Genomic DNA, 20,406 nt, shown 5'->3' on the forward strand with positions numbered 1-20,406 from the left:
CTGAATACAGCATCCGGTCGCGGAGCGCTCCTGCGCGCCCCGCGACCGGAGGGATGGGCCATCAGCCGCCGAAGTCCTCGGGGCCGAACAACCGCAGCACGTCCGCCTCGCCCTCCCAGCCGGGCCAGAGGTCGGCGTGCAGCTTCACGAAGCGGGAGGCCCACTCCACGGCCTCCTCCTTGGTCTTGACCTCGTAGACGGCGTAGCTGATCATCTCCTTGGCCTCGGCGAACGGCCCGTCGCTGACGGTCAGCCGGCCGCCGCTCACCTGGACCCTGGCCCCTTCGGAGCTGCCCGCCAGGCCGCTGTTGTCGAGCAGCGAGCCCGACTCGGTGGCCTCCTGGCCGAGCTTGAAGATGGCCTCCATCAGCTCGGCGGGCGGCGGGCCGGCAGGCTGCGCGGCGACCTTGAGCGTGACGATGTAACGCATGATGTTCTCCCTTTAGTGGGTGGAGCGGGTGGAGCGGGTCGAGCGGAGGGGCAAGTGGAGCGGGTGGTCAGGCGGCGGCGCGGGACAGGTCGAGAGACAGTAGCGACAACCAGCTCCAGATCGCCACGATCCCGGCGACGAACGCGAGGTTGGCCCAGACGATGCCGCCGCCGGTGGCGATGCCGATGAAGGCGCCCAGGAACAGCGTGCCGGTGACGCGGGAGTAGACGGCCCAGCCCGTGCGGCCCTCACGGGAGAACCGGGAGGCGACGACGTAGCAGGCCGCGATCATGCACAGGAAGCCGACGGAGCCCACGGCCAGATGCAGCAGGCCGGACGTCGTCACCACGCCGGGCCCTTCCGGGGTGCCGGCGGGGAAACCCATCGCCGGGTCGGCGGGGAAGAGCGCGGCGCCGATCATGCCGGCGCCGAACGCGCCGACCAGCCGGGGCGCCCAGCGCGCGCCCCGGCCGGGGGACAGGGCGCGGCGCAGGCCGACGGCGCAGGCGATGGTCGCCAGGGCGGTGACGACGAAGTTCGCGGTCTGGATCCAGCCCAGGTCACCGTTGGCCAGGAAGCTCCAGGGGTGGCGGGCCAGGTCGAAGCCCTCCCGGGTGAGCGCCTGGGCCAGGGCGACCGTCACGTACAGGGGACCGGCGACGACACCGAGGGCCAGCAGCGGGCGCGCGGCGCGGATCGGGCGGGCGGCGGAGTGGGTGAGCTGCTGGGTCATGGTCCTCGTCCTCGCGTCTGCGGGGCCGGCTCGTCCGGCCCTCTGCCTACGCTGCGAACGGCCGAAGCCCGTTTCGACACCGCCGGGACATCTTTCTCAAGATTTTTTCTGGCCGGCCTGATCAGGTCAGGAGAGTGTGCTGACCAGATCATCATGGGACCATCAGGGGCACGCGTCCCCCGTCATCCCTTCACGAGGAGACCACGGTGTCGTCCGACAGCAGGGTGGAAGTGTTCCGCTCGACCGAGTCCGGCCAGATCAAGCGGGTGGAGATCCGCATCGTGGGCGGCAACATCAGGATCAACGCCATCGACGCCGACACGGTGACCGTCGCGGCACTCGGTGACGTCGCGACGCTCGGCCCTCAGGCCGCCGTCCGGGGCGACGTCCTGCACGTCACCTCGTCGTCCGCCCTGCGTTACTTCCTGCAGAAGAGCCGCATCGACCTGGTCCTCGACGTGCCGGAGGACACGGGCGTCTTCATCAAGGTGTTCGGCGCCGACATCGTCGTCAACGGCGGCACCGGGCCGCTGGAGGTGCGCGGCGTCGCCGGCGCGATCGAAGGCACGACGCACTCCACGGACGTGAAGGTGAGCTTCGTCGTCGGCGGCAACGACCTCGTCCAGGCGGCGGTGGGCGACCCCTCCTGAGTCAGCGGGCGGGGATCCCGCTGACTCGACTTCGTACGGGGCGTGGTCTACACCGGGCAGGGCACGCTGGCGCCGGTGCGGATCGAATAGAGCACCGCCTGCCGGAAGGCGGCCGGGACCACGGCGCGGCCCGCGCAGAGCACGTAGTCGCCGCTCAGCGCGTGCAGGACCACCTGGCAGCCGGGCAGCGGGCTGTTGTCGAACGAGCCGGTGCGCAGGCCGGGGATCCTGCCGATGAAGGCGTCGCAGGCCGGATAGGTGACGGAGTTGGTCGGCCGGGAGAAGGCGGTGTCGGAGTAGAGCGTGAGCCGGGCCACCGGGGGCGCGGCGGACGCCGCGCCGGCCGGAACGGCGATCACGGCGAGAGCGGCGGCGAATGCGGCGGTGGCCGCGCAGGCGCGGCGCGAAGGACGTGACATGCTGCTCCTCCAGAACGCGTGGCCTCATCATGAGCCTCCGGCCTGCGCCTGTAAAGCCGTCCCGGCCTGGGGACGGAAGCGGCGGGCAAGCGCTCACACCGTCTTGTCGCAGATGCCGTCCAGCCGGGCCGGACCGGCGCCGAAGGCGTCGGCGCACAGCTGGGCGAACCACCCCACTCCCGGCAGCAGGAGGAACCAGCCGAGGACCGCCCAGCCCAGGTGCAGGTGCTGGGCCAGGTGGGCGAAGGCCGCCACTCCCTGGGCCCGCAGCCCGTCGGCCCGCTCGTAGGTCATCCGGCGCAGACCGGCGGGATGGTTCTCGGCGGGCCTGATCCGCAGCGACACCGGGCGGCGCCGGCCCGCCCACCGGCCGAGGCGAGCACACCGCCCGCAGGTCGCGGCCACGTAGACGTCGGCGTACGGCATCCCGGGGTAGGGACGGGCGCGGGGCAGCCAGGGGCGTACGTGCGCGCGGTAGGTCGTCCAGCCGGCGCCGTACCGGGTGCGCAACTGGGTCCCCTCGTGCCAGGAGGCCAGCCCCGCGCCGTAGGCGGCGCAGACGACCGCGGCGGCGGCGAAGCGGACGTCGAGGACGGCGAGGACCAGGTAGGCGCCGCCCATCGCGGACTGCATGGGATTACGCAGATAGGCGTACGGCCCGCTCGTGACGAGGCGTTTCGGCGGGTCGTAGGGGACCGGCGTGCCCCGCCCCGAGACGGCGAACTCGCGGACGGCGGCGAGCCCGGCCACCAGCGGCACGGCGAGCACCTGGGCCAGCAGCCCGAGCACCCAGGCGGGCTGCCGCCACACGCCGGTCAGCACGATCGGGACGCCGAGCATGAGCCCGCCCGCGAGGACCACCTGCATCGCCACCCGCCACGGCAGCCGGCGGTCGGCGGCCGTCCACCGGGCGAGGAGCAGACCGGGCAGCAGGCCGGCCCCGATCGCGGCGGCCTCGCCGTACAACCATCCCGCTCCGAGCGTCACCACCGGCTCGGCCAGCGGCATCAGCGCCAGGTCCAGCCAGGCGAGCACGGCGGCGATCAGCGTGAGCGGCCGGGTCCGCGCGAGGCAGGCGGGCAGCGCGCCCCAGAGCAGCGCCCAGCCCAGCAGGAGGTCGGCGGGCACGCCGGCCACGAGGGCGCCCCGCGCGCCGAACGTCCACCATCCCGCCCGCACCGCGACGACGTTCACCACCGCGAGGGCGAGCAGGTTCCACGCCACGGCGACGATCATCGCGGCGATGTCCCGCTGCCCGGGGCGCCGGGCCGTGGCCGCGATCCAGACGGCGGCCGTCGGCACGAAGAGCGTGACGCCCCGGATCAGCGCCGGGTCGGTCATGAGACGAACGTCCCGGCCAGGTAACCGGCCGCCTCGGCGATCGCGTAGCGCTGCAGCGGGCCGAAGTACCAGCCGGGGTCGAAGGTGCGTCGGTAGGCGATGGTGACGGTCAGGCGGTCCGCACGCCAGTCGAAGCTCGCCTGGCGCAGGTCCATCCAGCGGGCGACGGTGGTGTCCTCGACCACGGCGAACACGACGTGCCCCGGGGCGCGCTCGCTCACCCGCAGGGTCATGGACCGGGCTTCCAGCGGGGCGCCGATCCCCAGGGAGCGGCGGGGGGTGAAGGTGATCGTACGGGTGTCGCCGACGGCCAGACCGGTGCCTGTGGACCGGAGCGGGCGGGGGAAGCCGAGGCGCAGGAAGGGCGACTCGACGGGCCCGAACCGCGGCTCCGCGGCCAGCGCCCGTTCGACGGCCACGCCCGCCGCGGGCACGGTGACGCTGACCTCGCCGGCCCGCGGCATCGAGGCCACGGTGCCCTCCAGCGTGGCGGCCAGGATGAGCGGCACGACGAGCAGGCTCAGCCGCCCGTTGCCCCGGCGGCGCCGCACCTCGTCGATCAGCACCGCGACCATCGCGCCGACCAGGTAGAACAGTGGCGCGGCCATCACCAGGCAGACGACCCCTTCTTGGAGCAGCGGCCCGGCGAGGGCCAGGGCGACGGTGACGGAGGCCATGACCATGCCGACGGTGCTGCGCGGCCGCGCGGTCAGGGCGACGGTGACGGCGATCACGGCCGGTATGCCGACGTAGAACAAAGCCGTCTGCTCCAGGTGGCCCGCGTGCAGGACCTGGTAGAGCAGCATCGCCGCGAACAGGGCGGCCAGCACGGCGGCCAGTAGCCGTCTCGCCCGCTGCTGCGGTTTTCGTTCGGGCTCCACGGCGCTCCTTAATCAGTCAGTTTAATCAACTGATTAAACTGTATGATGCAGGCATCGCCAGCTGTCAAGAGGGGGTGGGTGTGGCCGGAAAGCAGCAGCCAGGGGCGGAGACCCGGGACCGCCTGATCGAGGCCGCTGCCGAGACGGTGCGCGCCCATGGATACGCGGGCACGAGCGCGCGGGCCATCGCCACGGCCGCGGGGGTCAACTCAGCGCTGGTCTTCTACCACTTCGGCGGCGTCGACGCGCTGCTCCTCGCCGCGCTGGACCGGTCGATACAGCAGCGCATGGTGACCTACCGGCAGGCGGTGGACGGCTGCCGGACCCTGGAGGCACTCGTCCAGAAAGCGAATGAGATCTACCAGGCCGACCTGGAAGGCGGGCACATCACGCTCTTCGCCGAGATGGTCGGCGCGAGCATCGCCCGGCCGGAGCTGCGCAAGGAGATCAGCGCGCGGGCCGAGCCGGGGTTCGCCTTCGTCGAAGAGGCTCTTGAGCGGGTCATCGGCGGATCGCCGCTGGCCAGGCTGCTGCCGCCACGCGATCTCGCCTATGCGGCGATCACCTTCTACTTCGGGCTCAACCTCTTCACCCACCTCGACCCCGACCAGACCCGCACCCAGGCGCTGTTCGGCCTGGCCGAGCGGGTGGCGCCGCGCGCGCGGCTGCTCACCATGCGCTTCCCCCGCCGCCGCGGCAAAGCCCCCGAAACGGACGGGCCCTGATACGACGGGCCCGTCCGTTCACCAGCGCTGATGGACCTGCGGGCGGATCAGGTCGTCGTAGACGGCCCGGACCGTTTCCAGGGTGGCGGCGTCGAGCGGGGGCAGCGCGGCGGCACTGGCGTTGGCCGTGGCCTGGGCCGGGTTGCGGGCGCCGGGGATGACCACCGAGACGCCCTCCTGGTCCAGGATCCAGCGCAGCGCGAACTGGGCCATGCTCTGCCCCTCGGGCACCAGCGGCGCCAGCCGGCGGACGGCTTCGAGGCCCGTGGCGAACTCGACGCCCGAGAACGTCTCGCCGACGTCGAACGCCTCGCCGTGCCGGTTGTAGGTCCGGTGGTCGTCGGGGGCGAAGGTGGTGTGCTCGTCGTACCGGCCTGACAGGAGGCCGCTGGCCAGCGGCACCCGCGCGATGATGCCCACGCCGGCGGCGCGGGCGGCGGGCAGCACCTCCTCCAGCGGCTTGAGCCGGAACGCGTTGAAGATGATCTGCACGCTCGCCACGCCCGGCCTGGCGATCGCGGTCAACGCCTCGTCGCAGGTCTCCACGCTGACCCCGTACGCGGCGATCTTCTCCTCGGCCACCAGCGTGTCCAGGGCGTCGAACACCGCGTCCGCCGAGTAGACCGGGGTGGGCGGGCAGTGGAGCTGGACCAGGTCGATGGTGTCCACGCCGAGGTTCTGGCGGGAGCGCTCGTTCCAGGCGCGGAAGTTGCTCAGCACGTAGTTGGCGGGGACCTGCTCCAGGCGGCGGCCCATCTTGGTGGCCACGGTGAGCTCGGGGCGGCCCTTGGCGAAGCTGCCGACGATCTGCTCGCTGCGGCCGTCACCGTACACGTCGGCGGTGTCGATGAAGGTGACGCCCGCGTCCACGGCGGCGTTCAGCGTGGCGAAGGCCTCGTCCTCGGCGACGTCGCCCCAGTCGGCGCCGAGCTGCCAGGCGCCGAGGCCCACGGCGCCGACCTGCCGTCCGGTACGTCCCAACGTGCGGTGTTCCATCGCTGACCCGCTCTCCTGTCCATCACTGCCTGCTGCTATTCCACCATGAGGGGGTTCGCCCCGGGCATGGCGGGACGGCCCCGCCGGATGACGGCGGGGCCGTCCCGCCCCCCGATCTGGCAGCGGCGTTCCAGGCTCTGTCCGGAGCGGCTATGCGGCGGTGCGGCGCGCCAGGCGATGGTCGTGGAGTGTTCTGGTCATGGCGTGCAGCGCCCTGCGGAGGGTGACGGCGTCCGGGTGGCCGTAGGTGAAGACGATGCCGTTCGCCGGGCCGTTCGCCGGGCCGTTCGCCGGGCCGCCCTGCTGGTAGGAGCGCAGGTCGGCCACGTGGACCTGCCGCCGGCGCAGCAGCCTGATCACCGACTCGGCCGGGACGGACGACGGGAGCAGCAGCGCGGCGGTCGCGCCGGTGTCCGCGCCGAGCAGCCGGGTGTCCGGATAGGCCCGCAGCGCCTGGCGCACGAGCGACCGCTTGACCGTGTAGATGGCCGCCAGCCGCTCCGCGCGGCGGGCCACGGAGCCGGACGCGAGCAGGTCCGTCACCGCGAGCTGGCAGGTGAAGGACGGCTGGCCGTGCCCCGAGGACATGACCTGCTCGATCCCGGCCGCCAGGTGCCGGGGCACCACCGCGAACGACAACCGCAGCGTCGGCGTCAGGATGTCGCAGAAGGACCCCACCATGGCCGTGGACCGGGCCTCGCCCAGGGCCAGCAGGCTGGGCCTGGGGCTGAGGGCGACGTTGAACAGGCCGTCGAAGGCCGGTTCGAGCACCAGGCCGCCGCTCTCGCGTGCCCACGCGGTCAGGGCCTCGCGCCGCTCGGTCGTCATCCGGGCGCCGAGCGCGCCCCGTTCCGGCATGACCGCGACGACGTCGCAGCCGGCCGGGATGAGGTCGGGCCGCGCGCCGGAGGCGTCCGCCCGCAAAGGCAGCACCGTGCCGAACCGGGTCAGCGCGGCACGCAGGTGCGGCGGCGCGGGGTCCTCCAGCGCGATGACCGGGGACCGCCTGCCGTGCGCGCGCAGGATGAGCTCCAGCGCGTCGCCGTACCCCGCCGTGACCACCACGTCGTGGCCGTCGAGCACCAGGCCGCGCGTCTCGCGCAGATGGGCGCCGATCGCCGCGCGCAGCGCCGTCAGGCCGGACGCCGGCGGCTCGTGGACGGGCGGCGCCTGGTGGCCGGCCCGCCGCCAGGCGGCCCGCCACGCCGCCAGGGGGAACCCCTCCGCGCTCGGCCGGTCGAACCGCAGGTCGATGAGCGCCGCCACGCCGGTGGCCGACCCGATCGTCCGGGGCGCCGGAGCGGCGGCGGGCCGCCCCGCCCCGACGGCCACGTGCCGGGAGTCCGGCGGACGCGGCTGCCCCTGGCTCGGCCGGCTCGGCTCGGCCCGGCCCGCCACGGGCCGTCCGGTCCGGACGGACACGTACGTGCCCGAGCCGTGCTGCCCGGAGATGTAGCCGCCGGCCTGCAACCGCTCGTAGGCCGCCAGCGCGACCCCGCGCGAGATGCCCAGCACCCCGGCCAGGGTGCGGGTGGACGGCATCCGCGTCCGCCCCGCGAGCTGCCCCCGGACGATGGCCCGCCGGAGCTGGGCGGCGAGCTGGTCCTGCAGCGGCTCGGGCAGGTCGCGCTCCAGATGGATGGGCACACTGAGTCGTTGTGCGCTGCGCATGAGATGTCTCCCAGGTGAACGGTGCTGTGGGCTCCCCTCCACCTAGGGCGTGACATCCCGTTCCACTTCCGTGCCATGTGCTTACGTAGGCCGGTAGGACGTGCGCCTACGTAGGCCGGTAGGAACAGCGCAGTCCGGTGTGCACGGTGGCGCGCAACTCCGCGCCGATCGCCGGGTCCACGGCCGAGATGCGTGACAGCGCCCGCCTGATCGCCTTGCCGACGGCGATCCGGGCGCGTTCCTCGCTGCCGGTGAACGGCCGGGCCCGCCCGCCGATGCCGGTCGCCGCAGCCAGCTCGGCCATCAGCCACTCGCGCTCCAGCCGCAACGTCGCCGCCCGTTCCAGGTCGTACATCGACTCCAGCTCGTCGATCTCGTCCTCCAGCTGCGCCAGCCGCCGCCGGTAGGTGTCCCTGGCCACGTCGTCGAGCACCGGCTGGGCCGAGGTGCCCTCGCCCTCCTCCGCCCACGTGCCCGCCGCCAGGTCGGCGGCCAGGATGTCGCGGCCGGGATTGGCGATCAGCGTGGCCAGATGCCCCATGCCGACGCTGTGGTCGACCAGCGCGAACCGCCCGCCGAGCTCGATCTGCCACTGCCGCCCGTGCCTGCCCAGGCGGCAGTGGCCGGGCGACCTGGCCGCCCGCCGCACCACGGCGGGCAGCGTCATGCCGAGCTCGCGGGCCTCCTGCGCGGCGGCGCTCAGCTCCCTGCGCGCCGCCTTGTCCTGGGGCCCGTCGCGCAGCGCCAGCGTCTGCCCCAGCCGGCAGCGCGAGAGCGCCGCCGCCGGCCAGTGCCCGAGCGCCAGGTTCGCGTGCACGGCGGCCCGCAGGTGCTCGGCGGCGCTCGTCAGGTCGCCGGTGGTGAGCGCGGCCATGCCCAGGGAGTGCTGGACGGAGCCGAGACAGGTCACGCCCAGGCTGGCGATCACCGGCGACCGCGCGAACGGGCTCAGCAGCGCGTACGCCTCGGCCGCCGTCTCCGCGTCCTGCAGCAGGTGGGCGGTCTCCACGACGCAGTACATCGCGGTCAGCCACGTGCTGGACCTGGGCAGGCCGGCCAGGTCGTGGCCGCGCAGCCGGGCGAGATGGCCGGCCGCCGGCCGGTGGTCGCCCGCGGTCGCCGTGGCCAGCGCCAGGGCCGCCAGGTAGGAGTTGTCGATCGGGCTCAGGGTCGGCGAGTTGACCATGTCCGACAACACGGGCACCAGTTCGGCGGTGCGGCCCTGGTACCAGCGGATGGCGGCGATGTGGCCGCCGTACCAGCCGGTCGCGTCCATGTCGCCGGCCGTGACGCCGAGCTCGTAACATGCGGCCGCGAGCTTCTCCGCCTCGGCGAACCGTCCGGCGCGGATGGTCAGCATGACGTCGATGGAGTTGACCACGTAGCCGACCGCGAGGTGGTCATGGTCGTCCAGCAGGCCGCGCAGCTCCTCCAGGCAGCGCTCCGCGTGCGGATCGGCCGCCAGGTAGAGATCGACCGTCCGCCACAACAGGCCCATGAGCAGGTCGCCCCTGCGCTCGGTGACGGCCGCCTGGCCGATCAGCTCCCTGGCCAGCTCCAGCCTGATCGCCCCGTGCTCGGGGCCGAGCAGGCAGTGGTGGGCCAGGCTCAGCGCCTCCGCCAGCGCCGTCGCGTCACCCGAGCCTCTGGCCTGCGTCAGCAGGCCCAGAGCCGCGCGGTGCTCGCCCGCGCGGTAGTCCTCCTCGCCGCGCATCCGCACACGCAACCGCAGGGCCAAGGACGAGCCCGGGTCGACCAGCGCCAGCGCGTGCCGCTGGCGCGCCCGCACCATCTCCGTCTCGGCGCACGTCCGGTGCTCGTGCATCCACACGCCGCCGAGTCCGAGCGCGGCCAGTGCCAGCGCCGGCGGATCGCCGCAGAGCTCGGCCTGCCGGTAGGCCGTGTCGTACCAGCGCCGTGCGGTCTGCAGGTCACCGTTCACGAACAGCGCGCGCTCGCCCAGCACGAGGGCCAGCTTGAGATCCGGGCACGAGGGCAAGAGCACCCTCAATTGCTGTGCAACGCCCACTTTCCGCTCCCCTGTCGGTCATCTGGGCTGAGGCTGGCAACGGTTCCCCGAATACCGTTCTAGGAGTAGGACGTTTTACACATACGCCGGGGTTCAATCCGGGACGTCATTGTGCCGTGCGAAATCACTCTTACTCATTGTGTGATTCCCCTAACGCGCCGCACATGGGGTGGCTACCGTGACCGGCATGGGCCACCGTGCACACTACGTGATCGTCCAGGACGGGTCCTGGGACCTCTTCTACTCCCATTGGGGAGCCAGCGAGCTGGACCTCGATCTGCTGCCCGGACCGGACTTCGCGCTCCGGTTCATCCGGAGCCAGCATCACCTCACCGGCAGGGACCGGGTGTGGACGAACGAGCTCATGTGCGAGGCGGCGGCGATCGTGGCGCCCGACGAGCGGCGCCTGGGCTTCTACACGATCGCCCACGGCGGCCTGGCCGTCCGGGCGGCCGTGCTGGAGGTGCTCGGGCTCACCTGGCCGGGGTGGCAGGTCGACTGGCTCTACCAGGGCCTGCCCGACATCATCCTGGCGCTCGGCGAGGATCTGTCACAGGTGCACGCCGACCTCCACCCCTGCCGGCAGGCGTTGCAGCCGGTCGGTGACTACCGGAGCTGCCTCGTCACCGTGGCGCAGGGCGGCGGATGCCAGGCGTACGCGCTGGCGAACGTGCCCTTCGAGGTCATCGGCCGGGGCGAGAGCCTGCTGGCGGAGCTGCCCGAGGCGGCCAGGACCGGCGAGGTCGCGCTGACCCCCGACTCCGGCGTGCACTTCGACCTCGACAAGCGCGCGGCGGTGGCGTGGAGCATCGACCCGCTCTACCGCGTCTTCGACTGGCCGACCACGAGCTGGCCGGGCTGGACGTGGCGGTTCCTGGCCGACGACCACACGGTGCAACTCGATCTGGCCGGGGACGCGGTGGCGGTCCCCGCCCTCGACCGGAGCGCCGCGCTCATCAAGCTCCAGGACCGGCTCGGCCGGCACACGCGCGACAACCCGGCGGGCGAGGCGTTCAGGACGCTGCCCAGCCCATACGCTGAATGTCATGATTCGCCCAGCTACGCCCGATGATGTGCCCGCGATCCTCGGCATGATCCAGGAGCTCGCCACGTACGAGAAGGCCGCGCACGAGGTGTCCGCGACCGAGGAGCACCTCCGTACCGCGCTCTTCGGCACGGCCCCCGCCGCCTTCGTGCACATCGCCGAGCACGACGGAGAGGCCGTCGGGTTCACCCTGTGGTTCCTGACCTTCTCCACCTGGAAGGGCGTGCACGGCATCTACCTGGAGGACCTCTACGTACGCCCCGAGCACCGGGGCGGCGGCCACGGGCTGGCTCTGATGGGCGAGCTGGCCGCGATCTGCGCCGAGCGCGGATACCGGCGCCTGGAATGGGTGGTCCTCGACTGGAACGAGCCGAGCATCGCCTTCTACGACAAGCTCGGCGCGGTGCGCCAGAACGAGTGGCTGAAATACCGGCTGACCGACGAGCCGCTCCAGCGCCTGGCCGATCGGCGCCGCTGATCACCCGCCACCGGGACCACGCAGGTCACGTACCGTGACGCGACCTGCGTGACATCCCCGTTAAACGCCGGCGTGCGAGCGCGACCGCGTGGCCCCGGCCTCGTCGTATCTCCCCATCCCCTCCTCTTCGAGGTCGCGATGGGTCTCCTCCATGCGGAGCGCCACCCCGACGGCGAAGAACGTGGGTGCCCACTCGCCGATGAAGATGCCCCAGCGGTCGGCCCGGTCGAGCCCTGCCTTCTCGGCGCTCCTGGACAGGAGCCAGGTCCCGAACGACAGGATGATCGACGCCGCCCCCGCGGTGTACATGTGACTGGACTTGACGCCCATGTCGTGCAGTTTTTTGATCATGTTCCCCCCTCTTACTGTGAATGCAGGTACCCGAGGGGCAGGCAGGTAACCGACCATTACCGGCATGTTTCCACCGTGACACTTGTGCGTGGCTTGTTACGAAGGTGCGTCACCCGTAACCAGCGCACAGCCACGGAACGTCAAAGTGCGTAACGAGCCCTTCCTACCTTGGACATTCCCGGATGCCGAGCGTAGGAGAGGTCGATGGCCCGCTGGATCGCCGAATGGCACCCCGATGAGCCAGCCTTCTGGGAGAACTCAGGCAAGCGTGTGGCACGCCGCAACCTGATCTTCTCGATCGTTGCCGAACACCTCGGCTTCACCGTGTGGACGTTGTGGAGCATCGTGGCGACCAAGATGGGGTCGTACGAGTTCACCACCGACCAGCTCTTCTGGCTGGTCGCGCTGCCGAACCTGATCGGCGCGGTGTTGCGGGTGCCCTACACCTTCGGCCCCGCCCGATTCGGCGGGCGCAACTTCACCGTGGTCAGCGCGTTGTTGTTGCTGATCCCCGCCGTGCTCCTCGGCATCACGGTGAACAACCCTGAGACGCCCTACTGGTTGTTCCTGCTGATCGCGGCGCTGGCCGGGGTCGGCGGCGGGAACTTCGCCTCCAGCATGGCCAACATCACCTACTTCTTCCCCCGCCACAAGCAGGGCGTCGCGCTGGGACTGAACGCCGCCGGCGGCAACGTCGGCGTCAGCTCGGTCCAGCTCGTGATGCCGCTGGTGATCGGCTCGCTGGGGCTGGCCGCCGCGGGCTGGTTCTGGATCCCGTTCATCGTCGTGGCCGCCGGTTGCGCCTGGTTCTTCATGGACAACCTGACCAGCGCCAAGGCCGACCCGCGCGAGCAGCTCGCGGTGGCGGGCAAGGCCCAGACCTGGATCATGTCGTTCCTGTACATCGGCACGTTCGGCTCGTTCATCGGCTACTCCACCGCCTTCCCGCTGCTGAGCAAGAGCCTGTTCCCGGCGGCCCCGTTCGCCGTGGTGGCCTTCGTCGGGCCGCTGGTCGGGTCGCTGATCAGGCCGGTGGGCGGCTGGCTGGCCGACAAGCTCGGCGGCGCCCCCGTCACGCTGTGGAACTTCGCCGCGATGGGCGGCGGCGTGGTGCTGGTCTGGGCGGCCAGCGGCTCGGGCAACTTCTGGCTCTTCTTCCTGTCCTTCCAGGTGCTCTTCCTGACCGCCGGCATCGGCAACGGCTCGACGTACCGGATGATCCCCGCCATCTTCCAGGCCAAGGCCGTGGCGGAGCGCGGCGAGAGCGAGGAGGCCCTGATGTACGGCAAGCGCCAGGCGTCGGCGGCCATCGGCATCATCTCGGCCGTCGGAGCACTCGGCGGCTTCCTCATCAACCGGGCGTTCGGCATGTCGTTCGCCGCGGCCGGCACCCCCGCTCCCGCCTTCCTCACCTTCGCGGTGTTCTACGTGGCCTGCTGCGGGCTCACGTGGGCGTGCTACACGCGCAAGGTCGGCGTCTCCGTCGTGGCGAGCCTCGCCCATGCCCGGGTCTGACGTGACGACGAAGACGCACTGCCCCTACTGCGCCCTGCAGTGCGGCATGACGATCGGTCCCGGGCCGGCCATCAGCCCCAGGACCGACATCCCCGCCAACGCTTCGGGCGCTCTGTGCCAGAAGGGCTGGACGGCGGGCGAGCTGCTCACCAACGGCGCGCGCCTGACCGCTCCGCTCCTGCACGGGGAGCCCGTGGAGTGGGACGTGGCACTCGACTACGTGGCCTACCGGCTGTCCGCCATCCGCGCCGAGCACGGCCCCGACGCCGTGGCCGTGTTCGGCGGGGGCGGGCTGACCAACGAGAAGGCGTACTCCCTGGGCAAGTTCGCCAGGGTCGCGCTCGGGACCAGCCAGATCGACTACAACGGCCGGTTCTGCATGTCCTCGGCCGCCGCCGCCGCCATCAGGGCGTTCGGCATGGACCGGGGCATGCCGTTCCCGATCACCGACCTGGACGACGCCGACGTCGTCCTGCTCGCCGGCGGGAACGTGGCCGAGACCATGCCGCCGTTCGTGCGGCACCTGTCGGGGCCGCGCCTGATCGTCATCGACCCCCGGCGCACCCCGACGGCCAAGCTGGCCTGGCTGCACCTGCAGCCCGCGCCCGGCACCGACCTGGCGCTCGCGCTCGGGATGTTGCACCTGGCGGTCGCGGACGAGCTCGTGGACGAGGCGTACGTCGCGGCCCGCACCACCGGGTTCGAGGACGTGCGCACCTCGTTGTCGGCCTGGTGGCCCGAACGGGTCGAGCGGATCACCGGGGTGCCCGTCTACCGGATGCGGCAGGCGGTCAGAGCCCTGGCCGCGGCCGGCAACGCCTACATCCTGACCGGGCGCGGCGCCGAGCAGCACGCCAAGGGCACCGACACCGTCACCGCCTTCGTCAACCTGGCGCTGGCGCTCGGCCTGCCCGGCACGTACGGCTCCGGCTACGGCTGCGTGACCGGGCAGGGCAACGGGCAGGGTGGCCGCGAGCACGGCCAGAAGGCCGACCAGCTGCCCGGCTACCGCAAGATCGACGATCCGGCGGCCCGCGAGCACGTGGCGGCCGTGTGGGGGGTGCCCGCCGACTCGCTGCCGGGTCCTGGGCGGTCGGCGTACGAGCTGCTCGACGCCCTCGGCACCCCGGACGGGCCGAAGGCGCTGCTGGTGTTCGGCTCCAACCCGGTCATCTCGGCGCCCGCCGCCGAGCACGTCGCCGAGCGCATCGGCGCCCTCGACCTGCTGGTCACCTGCGACTTCGTGATGTCCGAGACCGCCGCGCTGGCCGACGTGGTGTTCCCGGTGACGCAGTGGGCCGAGGAGCGCGGCACCATGACGAACCTCGAAGGCCGCGTCCTGCTCCGCGACCGGGCCGTCGCGCCGCCCGACGGCGTCAGGAGCGACCTCGACGTCATCGCCGGGCTCGCCGAGCGGCTCGGGCACGGCTTCGCCACCGAGCCCGCCGAGGTCTTCGACGAGCTGCGCCGCGCCAGCGCGGGCGGCCCGGCCGACTACTCCGGCATCACCTACGAGCGCATCGTGAACGAGACCGGCGTCTTCTGGCCCTGCCCCGAGCCGGGGCACCCCGGGACGCCGCGGCCGTTCCTCGACGCCTTCGCCACCCCGGACGGCCGCGCCAGATTCGTGCCCGTCCAGCACCGGCCGCCGGCGGAGGAGATCGACGAGGACTACCCCGTCCACCTGAGCACCGGCCGGGTGCTCGCCCACTACCAGAGCGGCGCTCAGACCCGCAGGATCGCGGCGCTGGTCCAGGCCGCCCCCGAGCCGTTCGTCGAGCTGCATCCCGATCTGGCCGAGCAGCTCGGCATCGTCGCGGGAGACATGGTGCGCGTCAGCAGCAGGCGGGGGGAGAGCAAGGCCGTCGCCAGGATCAGTGACGCCATCAGGCGCGACACCGTGTTCATGCCCTTCCACTGGGAGGGCGCCAACCGGCTCACCAACCCGGCTCTCGACCCGACGTCGAAGATGCCGGAGTTCAAGGTCTGCGCGGTCAGGGTGGAGAGGGATTCATGAGGCTCGTCGTCGTGGGCAACGGGATGGCCGGGTCGCGGCTGGTCAGCGAGATACGCGCCAGGGACCCGCACATGAGGATCACCGTGTTCGGCGCGGAGTCCCGCCATCCCTACAACCGGGTGCTGCTGTCGAACGTGCTGGCCGGCAGCTCCCGTCCCGAGCAGGCGCGGCTGGTCGACCCGGCCTGGTACGCCGCGCACAACGTCGAGGCCGTCTTCGGCAGCCCGGTGGCGCACATCGACAGGGAGACCCGGCACGTGGTCACCGAGGACGGCCGGCGCGAGCCGTACGACCTGCTGGTCCTGGCCACCGGCAGCGACGCCATCGTGCCGCCGATCCCGGGGGTGGAGCTGGCCATCCCGTTCCGCACGCTCGACGACTGCGAGGCCATCAGCGCGGCCGCCGGCCAGGCCCGCAGGGCCGTCGTCGTCGGCGGCGGCCTGCTCGGCATCGAGGCGGCCCGCGGCCTGGCCGGGCGCGGCCTGCCCGTCACGCTGCTGCACCTGGCCGGGCACCTGATGGAGCGTCAGCTCGACGTCGAGGCCGGCGAGGTGCTGGGGGAGACGCTGACCGGGCTCGGCGTCGAGATCCGCACCGGCGTGAGCGCCGGGTCCGTCGGCGCCGACGGCGTCCGGCTGGCCGGCGGCGAGCTCGTCGAGGCCGACCTGGTCGTGCTGGCCTGCGGCGTCCGCCCGGTCACCGGGCTCGCCGCCGACGCGGGCCTGGAGGTGCGGCGCGGCGTCGTCGTGGACGACGAGCTGCGCACCGACGACCCGTCGATCTTCGCCATCGGCGAGTGCGCCGAGCACGACGGCACCGTCTACGGCCTGGTCGCCCCCGCCTGGGAGCAGGCCTCCGTGGCCGCCGACGTGATCACCGGCGGCAAGGCCCGCTACCGCGGCTCCAGGCTCGTCACCAGGCTCAAGGCCAAGAGCGTCGAGCTGGCCGCGATGGGCGAGACCCAGCTCTCGGAGGAGCACGCCGAGGTGGTGCGCTTCAGCCACCGGGCCCGGGGCACCTACCGCAAGCTCGTCATCCGCGACGGCCGGCTGGTCGGCGCGATCCTGCTGGGCGAGAGCGACGCCGTCGGCACGCTCACCCAGCTCTTCGACCGGGGCGGGCCGGTGCCGGGAGACCGGGCCGGGCTGCTGTTCCCCGGGCTGTCGTCGGCTCCCGTGGCCGACAGCCCGGTGCTGATGCCCGACGCGGCCAAGGTCTGCCAGTGCAACAACGTGACCAAGGGCCAGATCAGGGCGTGCTGGGAGGCAGGGGCGCGGGACGTGGCCGGAGTGGCGGCCGCGACCAGGGCCACGACCGGATGCGGGACCTGCCACGACGCCGTGGAGGGCATCGTCGGCTGGCTGTGCGAGCAGGAAGGGATCTCCGTATGAACAGGATCGTCGTCGTAGGGTATGGGCCGACGGCCCACCGGCTCGTCGAGACCCTGGCCGGCCAGGGTTTCGAGGGCCGGATCACGGTGATCGGCGAGGAGCCGCGCCCGGCCTACGACCGGGTGGCGCTGACCTCCTATCTGTCGGGCACCACCATCGAGGACCTCACCTACCCGGTGCCCTCGGGGGTCGTGACGAGGCTCAACAGCCGGGTCACCGGCATCGACAGGGACGCGCGCACCGTCACCACCGCCGACGGCCGGCACGAGCCCTATGACGTGCTCGTGCTGGCCACCGGGTCCGCGCCGTTCGTGCCGCCGGTGCCGGGGGCCGAGCACGCCTACGTCTACCGGACCATCGACGACCTGGACGCCATCAGGGTGGCCGCCAAGGACGCCGCCGAGGGCGTCGTCGTCGGCGGCGGGCTGCTCGGCCTGGAGGCCGCCGACGCGCTGCGGGCGCTCGGGCTGAAGGCGCACATCGTCGAGATGAGCCCCTGGCTGATGCCGCGGCAGGTCGACGAGGGCGGCGGCTCGGTGCTGAAATCCCACATCGAGAGCCTCGGGCTGCGCGTGCACGCGGGCTCGGGCGTCCAGGAGATCGTCACCGACTCCGCCGGTCAGGTCACCGGGCTGCTCAAGCCCGACGGGACGCTGCTGGACGCGCAGGTCGTGGTGTTCTCGGCGGGCATCAGGCCGCGCGACGAGCTGGCCAGGTCGTCCGGGCTGGAGGTGGGCCCGCGCGGCGGCATCGTGGTGGACTCCGCGATGCGCACCTCCGATCCCGCCATCTACGCCGTCGGCGAGTGCGCCCTGGCCGGGAACATGGTCTACGGGCTCGTCGGGCCGTGCAACACGATGGCCGAGGTGGCCGCCGACCGCATCATGGGCGGCTCGTCGGTGTTCGAGGGCGCCGACATGTCCACCAAGCTCAAGCTGCTCGGGGTCGAGGTGGCCCAGTTCGGGGCGATGGAGGGGGCGCTCGACGTCACCTACATGGACCCGGTGAGCGGCGTCTACAAGCGGCTGTTCATCAGCGACGACGCGCGGACCCTGCTCGGCGGCATCTGCGTGGGCGACGCCTCGCCGTACACGTCGCTCCGGCCCTTCGTGGGCAAGGAGCTGCCCGCCTCGCCGTCGGACCTGCTCTTCAGCGGGGCCGGGGCCAGTCTCGACCTGCCGGACGACGCGCAGGTGTGCTCGTGCAACAACGTGTGCGCCGGTGACATCCGCACGGCCGTCGCCGACAAGGGCGTCACCGACGTGCCGGGGATCAAGGCGTGCACCCGGGCCGGGACGACCTGCGGAAGCTGCGTGCCGATGCTCAAGCAGCTTCTGGAGAAGTCGGGGGTCGAGGTCAGCAAGGCGCTGTGCGAGCACTTCACGTACTCGCGGGCCGAGTTGTTCGACATCGTCCGCGTCCGCGAGATCAGCACGTTCTCCCAGCTCATCACCGAGCACGGGCAGGGCAGGGGCTGCGACATCTGCAAGCCGGTGGTGGCCTCGATCCTGGCCTCGCTGCACAACGGGCACGTGCTCGAAGGCGAGCGGGCGACGCTGCAGGACACCAACGACGCCTTTCTGGCCAACATCCAGAAGAACGGCACCTACTCGGTCGTCCCGCGCATCCCCGGCGGCGAGATCACGCCGGACAAGCTCATCGTGATCGGCGAGGTGGCCCGCGACTTCGGGTTGTACACGAAGATCACCGGTGGGCAGCGGATCGACCTGTTCGGGGCGCGCGTCGACCAGCTGCCCGAGATCTGGCGGCGGCTGGTGGAGGCCGGGTTCGAGTCCGGGCACGCCTACGGCAAGTCGCTGCGCACGGTGAAGTCGTGCGTGGGCTCGACCTGGTGCCGCTACGGCGTACAGGACTCGGTCGGCATGGCCATCGAGCTGGAGCTGCGCTACCGCGGCCTGCGCTCGCCGCACAAGCTCAAGTCGGCCGTCTCCGGCTGCGCCCGCGAGTGCGCCGAGGCCAGGTCGAAGGACTTCGGCATCATCGCCACCGAGCAGGGCTGGAACCTCTACGTCGGCGGCAACGGCGGCTTCAAGCCCCGCCACGCCGACCTGCTGGCGAAGGACCTGAGCACCGATGAGCTGATCCGGACCATCGACAGGTTCCTCATGTTCTACATCCGCACGGCGGACCGCCTGCAGCGCACCGCCGCCTGGCTCGAGTCGCTCGACGGCGGCCTCGACTACCTCCGCGAGGTGATCATGGAAGACTCGCTCGGCATCTGCGCCGACCTGGACGAGCAGATGCGGCAGCACACCAGCACGTACGCCGACGAGTGGCAGGCCACGCTGGACGACCCGGCGAAGCTGAGCCGTTTCGTCAGCTTCGTCAACGCGCCCGGCGTGCCCGACCCGTCCATCGTGTTCGGCACCGAGCGCGGCCAGATCAAGCCGGTGATGGCGTGATGGCCTGGACCCGGATCTGCGACTTCGACGCCCTGCCGCCGGAGCGCGGCGTCTGCGCCCTGGTGCGGGACGTGCAGGTGGCCGTGTTCCGCACCTACGACGGCACCCTGCACGCGCTGGGCAACCTCGACCCGTTCAGCGGGGCGTACGTGCTCTCGCGCGGCATCGTCGGCACCAGGAGGGGCGAGCCGACCGTGGCCTCGCCGCTGCACAAGCAGGTGTTCTCGCTGGTGTCCGGGCTGTGCCTGGACGAGGACGGGGTCCGGGTGCCGATCTTTCCGGTGCGGGTGGCCGACGGGGGCGTGGAGGTCAGCGTCGTCTAGCGGGGTTCATCGCCGGGCGCTACCTGACGATCTCCGCCGGTGGATAGACGTGTGGGCTCCGATGGGCCGCTGGCAGCACGCACCGCCGTCCGGAATCGAGATCGTCGCAGCGCTCGGCGTCGTCACGCTGGGGGAGGGGTTCGGGATTCGCCAGGATTCGCGGCACTGGACGGACGCTATCCGCGAGTACGTGAATCCTGGTCTCGATGCGGCAACGATCGCGGCACTGAACGGTCTCCCTCATTTCTGTTAAGCGTTACCGTGAGTAATACCGGCACTAATGCCGAAAGCAGGTAAAGGCGTCGTCCGGACTGTATAAACCAGGCATTCGCCCATGTCCGGCGCGGGCATCACAGCGGTCATGAGCAAGATTTCTCAGTGCAGGGCACTCCTGCTGGCCGCGATCGTTCCCGCCGTCCTCATCGCGGGCTGCTCCTCCGGGAGCGACAACACCCAAGCGATGAAGGGGGCGGCGAGCCCGGCCACCCCCACGGACGTCGAGTCCATGTCGCCAGAGGAGACGGGCACGGACACCATGTCGCCGTCCCCGTCCGACACGGGAACGGGCGGGGCCGGCGGCCAGGCGCAGGCGGTCGTCCAGAGCTACTTCAACGCCCTGAAGTCGGGCAACGTGGACCAGGTCGCCAGCTTGTTCACGCCCGACGCCGTGGTCGCGATGGACGGGGAGGCCACGGCGGAGGGCGCCGCGCCGATCAAGACCCTGTTCCAGGAGCAGCTCAAGGGCTCCAACGAGCAGGCGCAGGCCACGCACACCGTCGACGACTCGCAGACGCTCGGCAGCGACAGCTCCATCGTCCGCACGACCAGCAAGATGGGCGAGGACACCTACCGTGAGCTGTTCGTGCTCGCGCGGGAGGGCGGCGAGTGGAAGATCTCGCAGTTCATGAACAACCAGGCGGGCTGACGGCTTTCTCTGGTGAAATACGGTAGGGGGGTATAATGTTGCCGTCGGTGTGGCGAGTGGAAG

20 protein-coding genes are annotated in these 20,406 nt (G+C 71.8%); 11 read left to right on the top strand and 9 right to left on the bottom strand.

The features are described 5' to 3' along the window. Positions 1 to 61: 61 nt before the first annotated feature. Positions 62 to 430, bottom strand: coding sequence for a YciI family protein (locus ACWD0F_RS33680; protein WP_449882847.1), 369 nt, complete (start codon positions 428 to 430; stop codon positions 62 to 64). A 67-nt stretch (positions 431 to 497) separates the two neighbouring features. Further along, positions 498 to 1,163 (bottom strand): DUF998 domain-containing protein, encoded by a 666-nt coding sequence (locus ACWD0F_RS33685; protein WP_449882849.1) that lies wholly within the window; start codon positions 1,161 to 1,163, stop codon positions 498 to 500. Between the two features lie 206 nt (positions 1,164 to 1,369). On the opposite strand from ACWD0F_RS33685, the gene ACWD0F_RS33690 reads away from it, so the two are divergent. Then, complete coding sequence (locus tag ACWD0F_RS33690) at positions 1,370 to 1,813, top strand: hypothetical protein (protein WP_449882852.1); 444 nt, start codon at positions 1,370 to 1,372, stop codon at positions 1,811 to 1,813. A gap of 47 nt (positions 1,814 to 1,860) precedes the next feature. Here the strand turns inward: ACWD0F_RS33690 and ACWD0F_RS33695 are convergent, their stop codons facing one another. The 3 genes from ACWD0F_RS33695 to ACWD0F_RS33705 form a co-directional block, all read right to left on the bottom strand. Then, a complete protein-coding gene (locus ACWD0F_RS33695; RefSeq protein ID WP_449882855.1) occupies positions 1,861 to 2,232 on the bottom strand; it encodes a hypothetical protein in 372 nt (123 codons plus the stop codon). A gap of 93 nt (positions 2,233 to 2,325) precedes the next feature. Next, entirely contained in the window at positions 2,326 to 3,573 is a 1,248-nt protein-coding gene (locus ACWD0F_RS33700; protein ID WP_449882857.1) for a methyltransferase family protein, read from the bottom strand. Continuing rightward, complete coding sequence (locus ACWD0F_RS33705) at positions 3,570 to 4,454, bottom strand: hypothetical protein (RefSeq protein WP_449882860.1); 885 nt, start codon at positions 4,452 to 4,454, stop codon at positions 3,570 to 3,572. The genes ACWD0F_RS33700 and ACWD0F_RS33705 overlap by 4 nt, the downstream gene beginning before the upstream one ends. 80 nt (positions 4,455 to 4,534) lie before the next feature. Here ACWD0F_RS33705 and ACWD0F_RS33710 point away from each other — a divergent pair, with 80 nt between their 5' ends. Then, positions 4,535 to 5,179, top strand: coding sequence for a TetR/AcrR family transcriptional regulator (locus ACWD0F_RS33710; protein ID WP_449882863.1), 645 nt, complete (start codon positions 4,535 to 4,537; stop codon positions 5,177 to 5,179). An 18-nt stretch (positions 5,180 to 5,197) separates the two neighbouring features. Here the strand turns inward: ACWD0F_RS33710 and ACWD0F_RS33715 are convergent, their stop codons facing one another. The 3 genes from ACWD0F_RS33715 to ACWD0F_RS33725 all read right to left on the bottom strand — a co-directional run bounded on the left by ACWD0F_RS33715 (position 5,198) and on the right by ACWD0F_RS33725 (position 9,851). Then, positions 5,198 to 6,175 carry an aldo/keto reductase gene (locus tag ACWD0F_RS33715; protein ID WP_449882866.1) on the bottom strand — a complete coding sequence of 326 codons (978 nt, stop codon included), beginning with the start codon at positions 6,173 to 6,175 and terminating at the stop codon, positions 5,198 to 5,200. A gap of 150 nt (positions 6,176 to 6,325) precedes the next feature. Next, a complete protein-coding gene (locus ACWD0F_RS33720; protein ID WP_449882868.1) occupies positions 6,326 to 7,846 on the bottom strand; it encodes an aminotransferase-like domain-containing protein in 1,521 nt (506 codons plus the stop codon). A 106-nt stretch (positions 7,847 to 7,952) separates the two neighbouring features. Further along, complete coding sequence (locus ACWD0F_RS33725) at positions 7,953 to 9,851, bottom strand: hypothetical protein (protein ID WP_449882870.1); 1,899 nt, start codon at positions 9,849 to 9,851, stop codon at positions 7,953 to 7,955. Between the two features lie 211 nt (positions 9,852 to 10,062). On the opposite strand from ACWD0F_RS33725, the gene ACWD0F_RS33730 reads away from it, so the two are divergent. After that, positions 10,063 to 10,947 carry a hypothetical protein gene (locus ACWD0F_RS33730; protein ID WP_449882873.1) on the top strand — a complete coding sequence of 295 codons (885 nt, stop codon included), beginning with the start codon at positions 10,063 to 10,065 and terminating at the stop codon, positions 10,945 to 10,947. Beyond that, a complete protein-coding gene (locus ACWD0F_RS33735) occupies positions 10,913 to 11,398 on the top strand; it encodes an N-acetyltransferase family protein (RefSeq protein ID WP_449883059.1) in 486 nt (161 codons plus the stop codon). Before ACWD0F_RS33730 ends, ACWD0F_RS33735 begins: the two co-directional genes overlap by 35 nt. Before the next feature lie 60 nt (positions 11,399 to 11,458). Here ACWD0F_RS33735 and ACWD0F_RS33740 read toward each other — a convergent pair whose 3' ends face one another. Further along, positions 11,459 to 11,749, bottom strand: coding sequence for a hypothetical protein (locus ACWD0F_RS33740; protein ID WP_449882875.1), 291 nt, complete (start codon positions 11,747 to 11,749; stop codon positions 11,459 to 11,461). A 204-nt stretch (positions 11,750 to 11,953) separates the two neighbouring features. On the opposite strand from ACWD0F_RS33740, the gene ACWD0F_RS33745 reads away from it, so the two are divergent. From ACWD0F_RS33745 to ACWD0F_RS33775, 7 genes are all read left to right on the top strand, one after another. After that, positions 11,954 to 13,264, top strand: coding sequence for an MFS transporter (locus ACWD0F_RS33745; protein ID WP_449882877.1), 1,311 nt, complete (start codon positions 11,954 to 11,956; stop codon positions 13,262 to 13,264). Then, entirely contained in the window at positions 13,251 to 15,281 is a 2,031-nt protein-coding gene (locus tag ACWD0F_RS33750) for a molybdopterin oxidoreductase family protein (protein WP_449882880.1), read from the top strand. The genes ACWD0F_RS33745 and ACWD0F_RS33750 overlap by 14 nt, the downstream gene beginning before the upstream one ends. Beyond that, positions 15,278 to 16,672 carry an FAD-dependent oxidoreductase gene (locus ACWD0F_RS33755; protein WP_449882883.1) on the top strand — a complete coding sequence of 465 codons (1,395 nt, stop codon included), beginning with the start codon at positions 15,278 to 15,280 and terminating at the stop codon, positions 16,670 to 16,672. The genes ACWD0F_RS33750 and ACWD0F_RS33755 overlap by 4 nt, the downstream gene beginning before the upstream one ends. Continuing rightward, a complete protein-coding gene (gene nirB, locus ACWD0F_RS33760) occupies positions 16,669 to 19,095 on the top strand; it encodes a nitrite reductase large subunit NirB (RefSeq protein ID WP_449882885.1) in 2,427 nt (808 codons plus the stop codon). The genes ACWD0F_RS33755 and nirB overlap by 4 nt, the downstream gene beginning before the upstream one ends. Further along, positions 19,095 to 19,418, top strand: coding sequence for a nitrite reductase small subunit NirD (gene nirD, locus ACWD0F_RS33765; RefSeq protein WP_449883062.1), 324 nt, complete (start codon positions 19,095 to 19,097; stop codon positions 19,416 to 19,418). Before nirB ends, nirD begins: the two co-directional genes overlap by 1 nt. Positions 19,419 to 19,479: 61 nt before the next feature. Then, a complete protein-coding gene (locus ACWD0F_RS33770) occupies positions 19,480 to 19,671 on the top strand; it encodes a hypothetical protein (RefSeq protein ID WP_449882887.1) in 192 nt (63 codons plus the stop codon). A 108-nt stretch (positions 19,672 to 19,779) separates the two neighbouring features. Continuing rightward, positions 19,780 to 20,343: a YybH family protein gene (locus ACWD0F_RS33775; RefSeq protein ID WP_449882889.1), complete on the top strand. Its 564-nt coding sequence runs from the start codon at positions 19,780 to 19,782 to the stop codon at positions 20,341 to 20,343. Positions 20,344 to 20,406: the final 63 nt, after the last annotated feature.

Source organism: Nonomuraea sp. NPDC002799 (assembly GCF_053592075.1).

Excerpts from the sequence above, each read along its gene's own strand:
- ACWD0F_RS33755 (WP_449882883.1), top strand. The coding sequence starts at position 15,278 with ATGAGGCTCGTCGTCGTGGGCAACGGGATGGCCGGGTCGCGGCTGGTC.
- ACWD0F_RS33695 (WP_449882855.1), bottom strand. The coding sequence starts at position 2,232 with ATGTCACGTCCTTCGCGCCGCGCCTGCGCGGCCACCGCCGCATTCGCC.
- ACWD0F_RS33715 (WP_449882866.1), bottom strand. The coding sequence starts at position 6,175 with ATGGAACACCGCACGTTGGGACGTACCGGACGGCAGGTCGGCGCCGTG.
- ACWD0F_RS33770 (WP_449882887.1), top strand. The coding sequence starts at position 19,480 with ATGGGCCGCTGGCAGCACGCACCGCCGTCCGGAATCGAGATCGTCGCA.
- ACWD0F_RS33685 (WP_449882849.1), bottom strand. The coding sequence starts at position 1,163 with ATGACCCAGCAGCTCACCCACTCCGCCGCCCGCCCGATCCGCGCCGCG.
- ACWD0F_RS33730 (WP_449882873.1), top strand. The coding sequence starts at position 10,063 with ATGGGCCACCGTGCACACTACGTGATCGTCCAGGACGGGTCCTGGGAC.
- ACWD0F_RS33700 (WP_449882857.1), bottom strand. The coding sequence starts at position 3,573 with ATGACCGACCCGGCGCTGATCCGGGGCGTCACGCTCTTCGTGCCGACG.
- ACWD0F_RS33750 (WP_449882880.1), top strand. The coding sequence starts at position 13,251 with ATGCCCGGGTCTGACGTGACGACGAAGACGCACTGCCCCTACTGCGCC.
- nirD (WP_449883062.1), top strand. The coding sequence starts at position 19,095 with ATGGCCTGGACCCGGATCTGCGACTTCGACGCCCTGCCGCCGGAGCGC.
- nirB (WP_449882885.1), top strand. The coding sequence starts at position 16,669 with ATGAACAGGATCGTCGTCGTAGGGTATGGGCCGACGGCCCACCGGCTC.
- ACWD0F_RS33680 (WP_449882847.1), bottom strand. The coding sequence starts at position 430 with ATGCGTTACATCGTCACGCTCAAGGTCGCCGCGCAGCCTGCCGGCCCG.
- ACWD0F_RS33775 (WP_449882889.1), top strand. The coding sequence starts at position 19,780 with ATGAGCAAGATTTCTCAGTGCAGGGCACTCCTGCTGGCCGCGATCGTT.
- ACWD0F_RS33740 (WP_449882875.1), bottom strand. The coding sequence starts at position 11,749 with ATGATCAAAAAACTGCACGACATGGGCGTCAAGTCCAGTCACATGTAC.
- ACWD0F_RS33745 (WP_449882877.1), top strand. The coding sequence starts at position 11,954 with ATGGCCCGCTGGATCGCCGAATGGCACCCCGATGAGCCAGCCTTCTGG.
- ACWD0F_RS33720 (WP_449882868.1), bottom strand. The coding sequence starts at position 7,846 with ATGCGCAGCGCACAACGACTCAGTGTGCCCATCCATCTGGAGCGCGAC.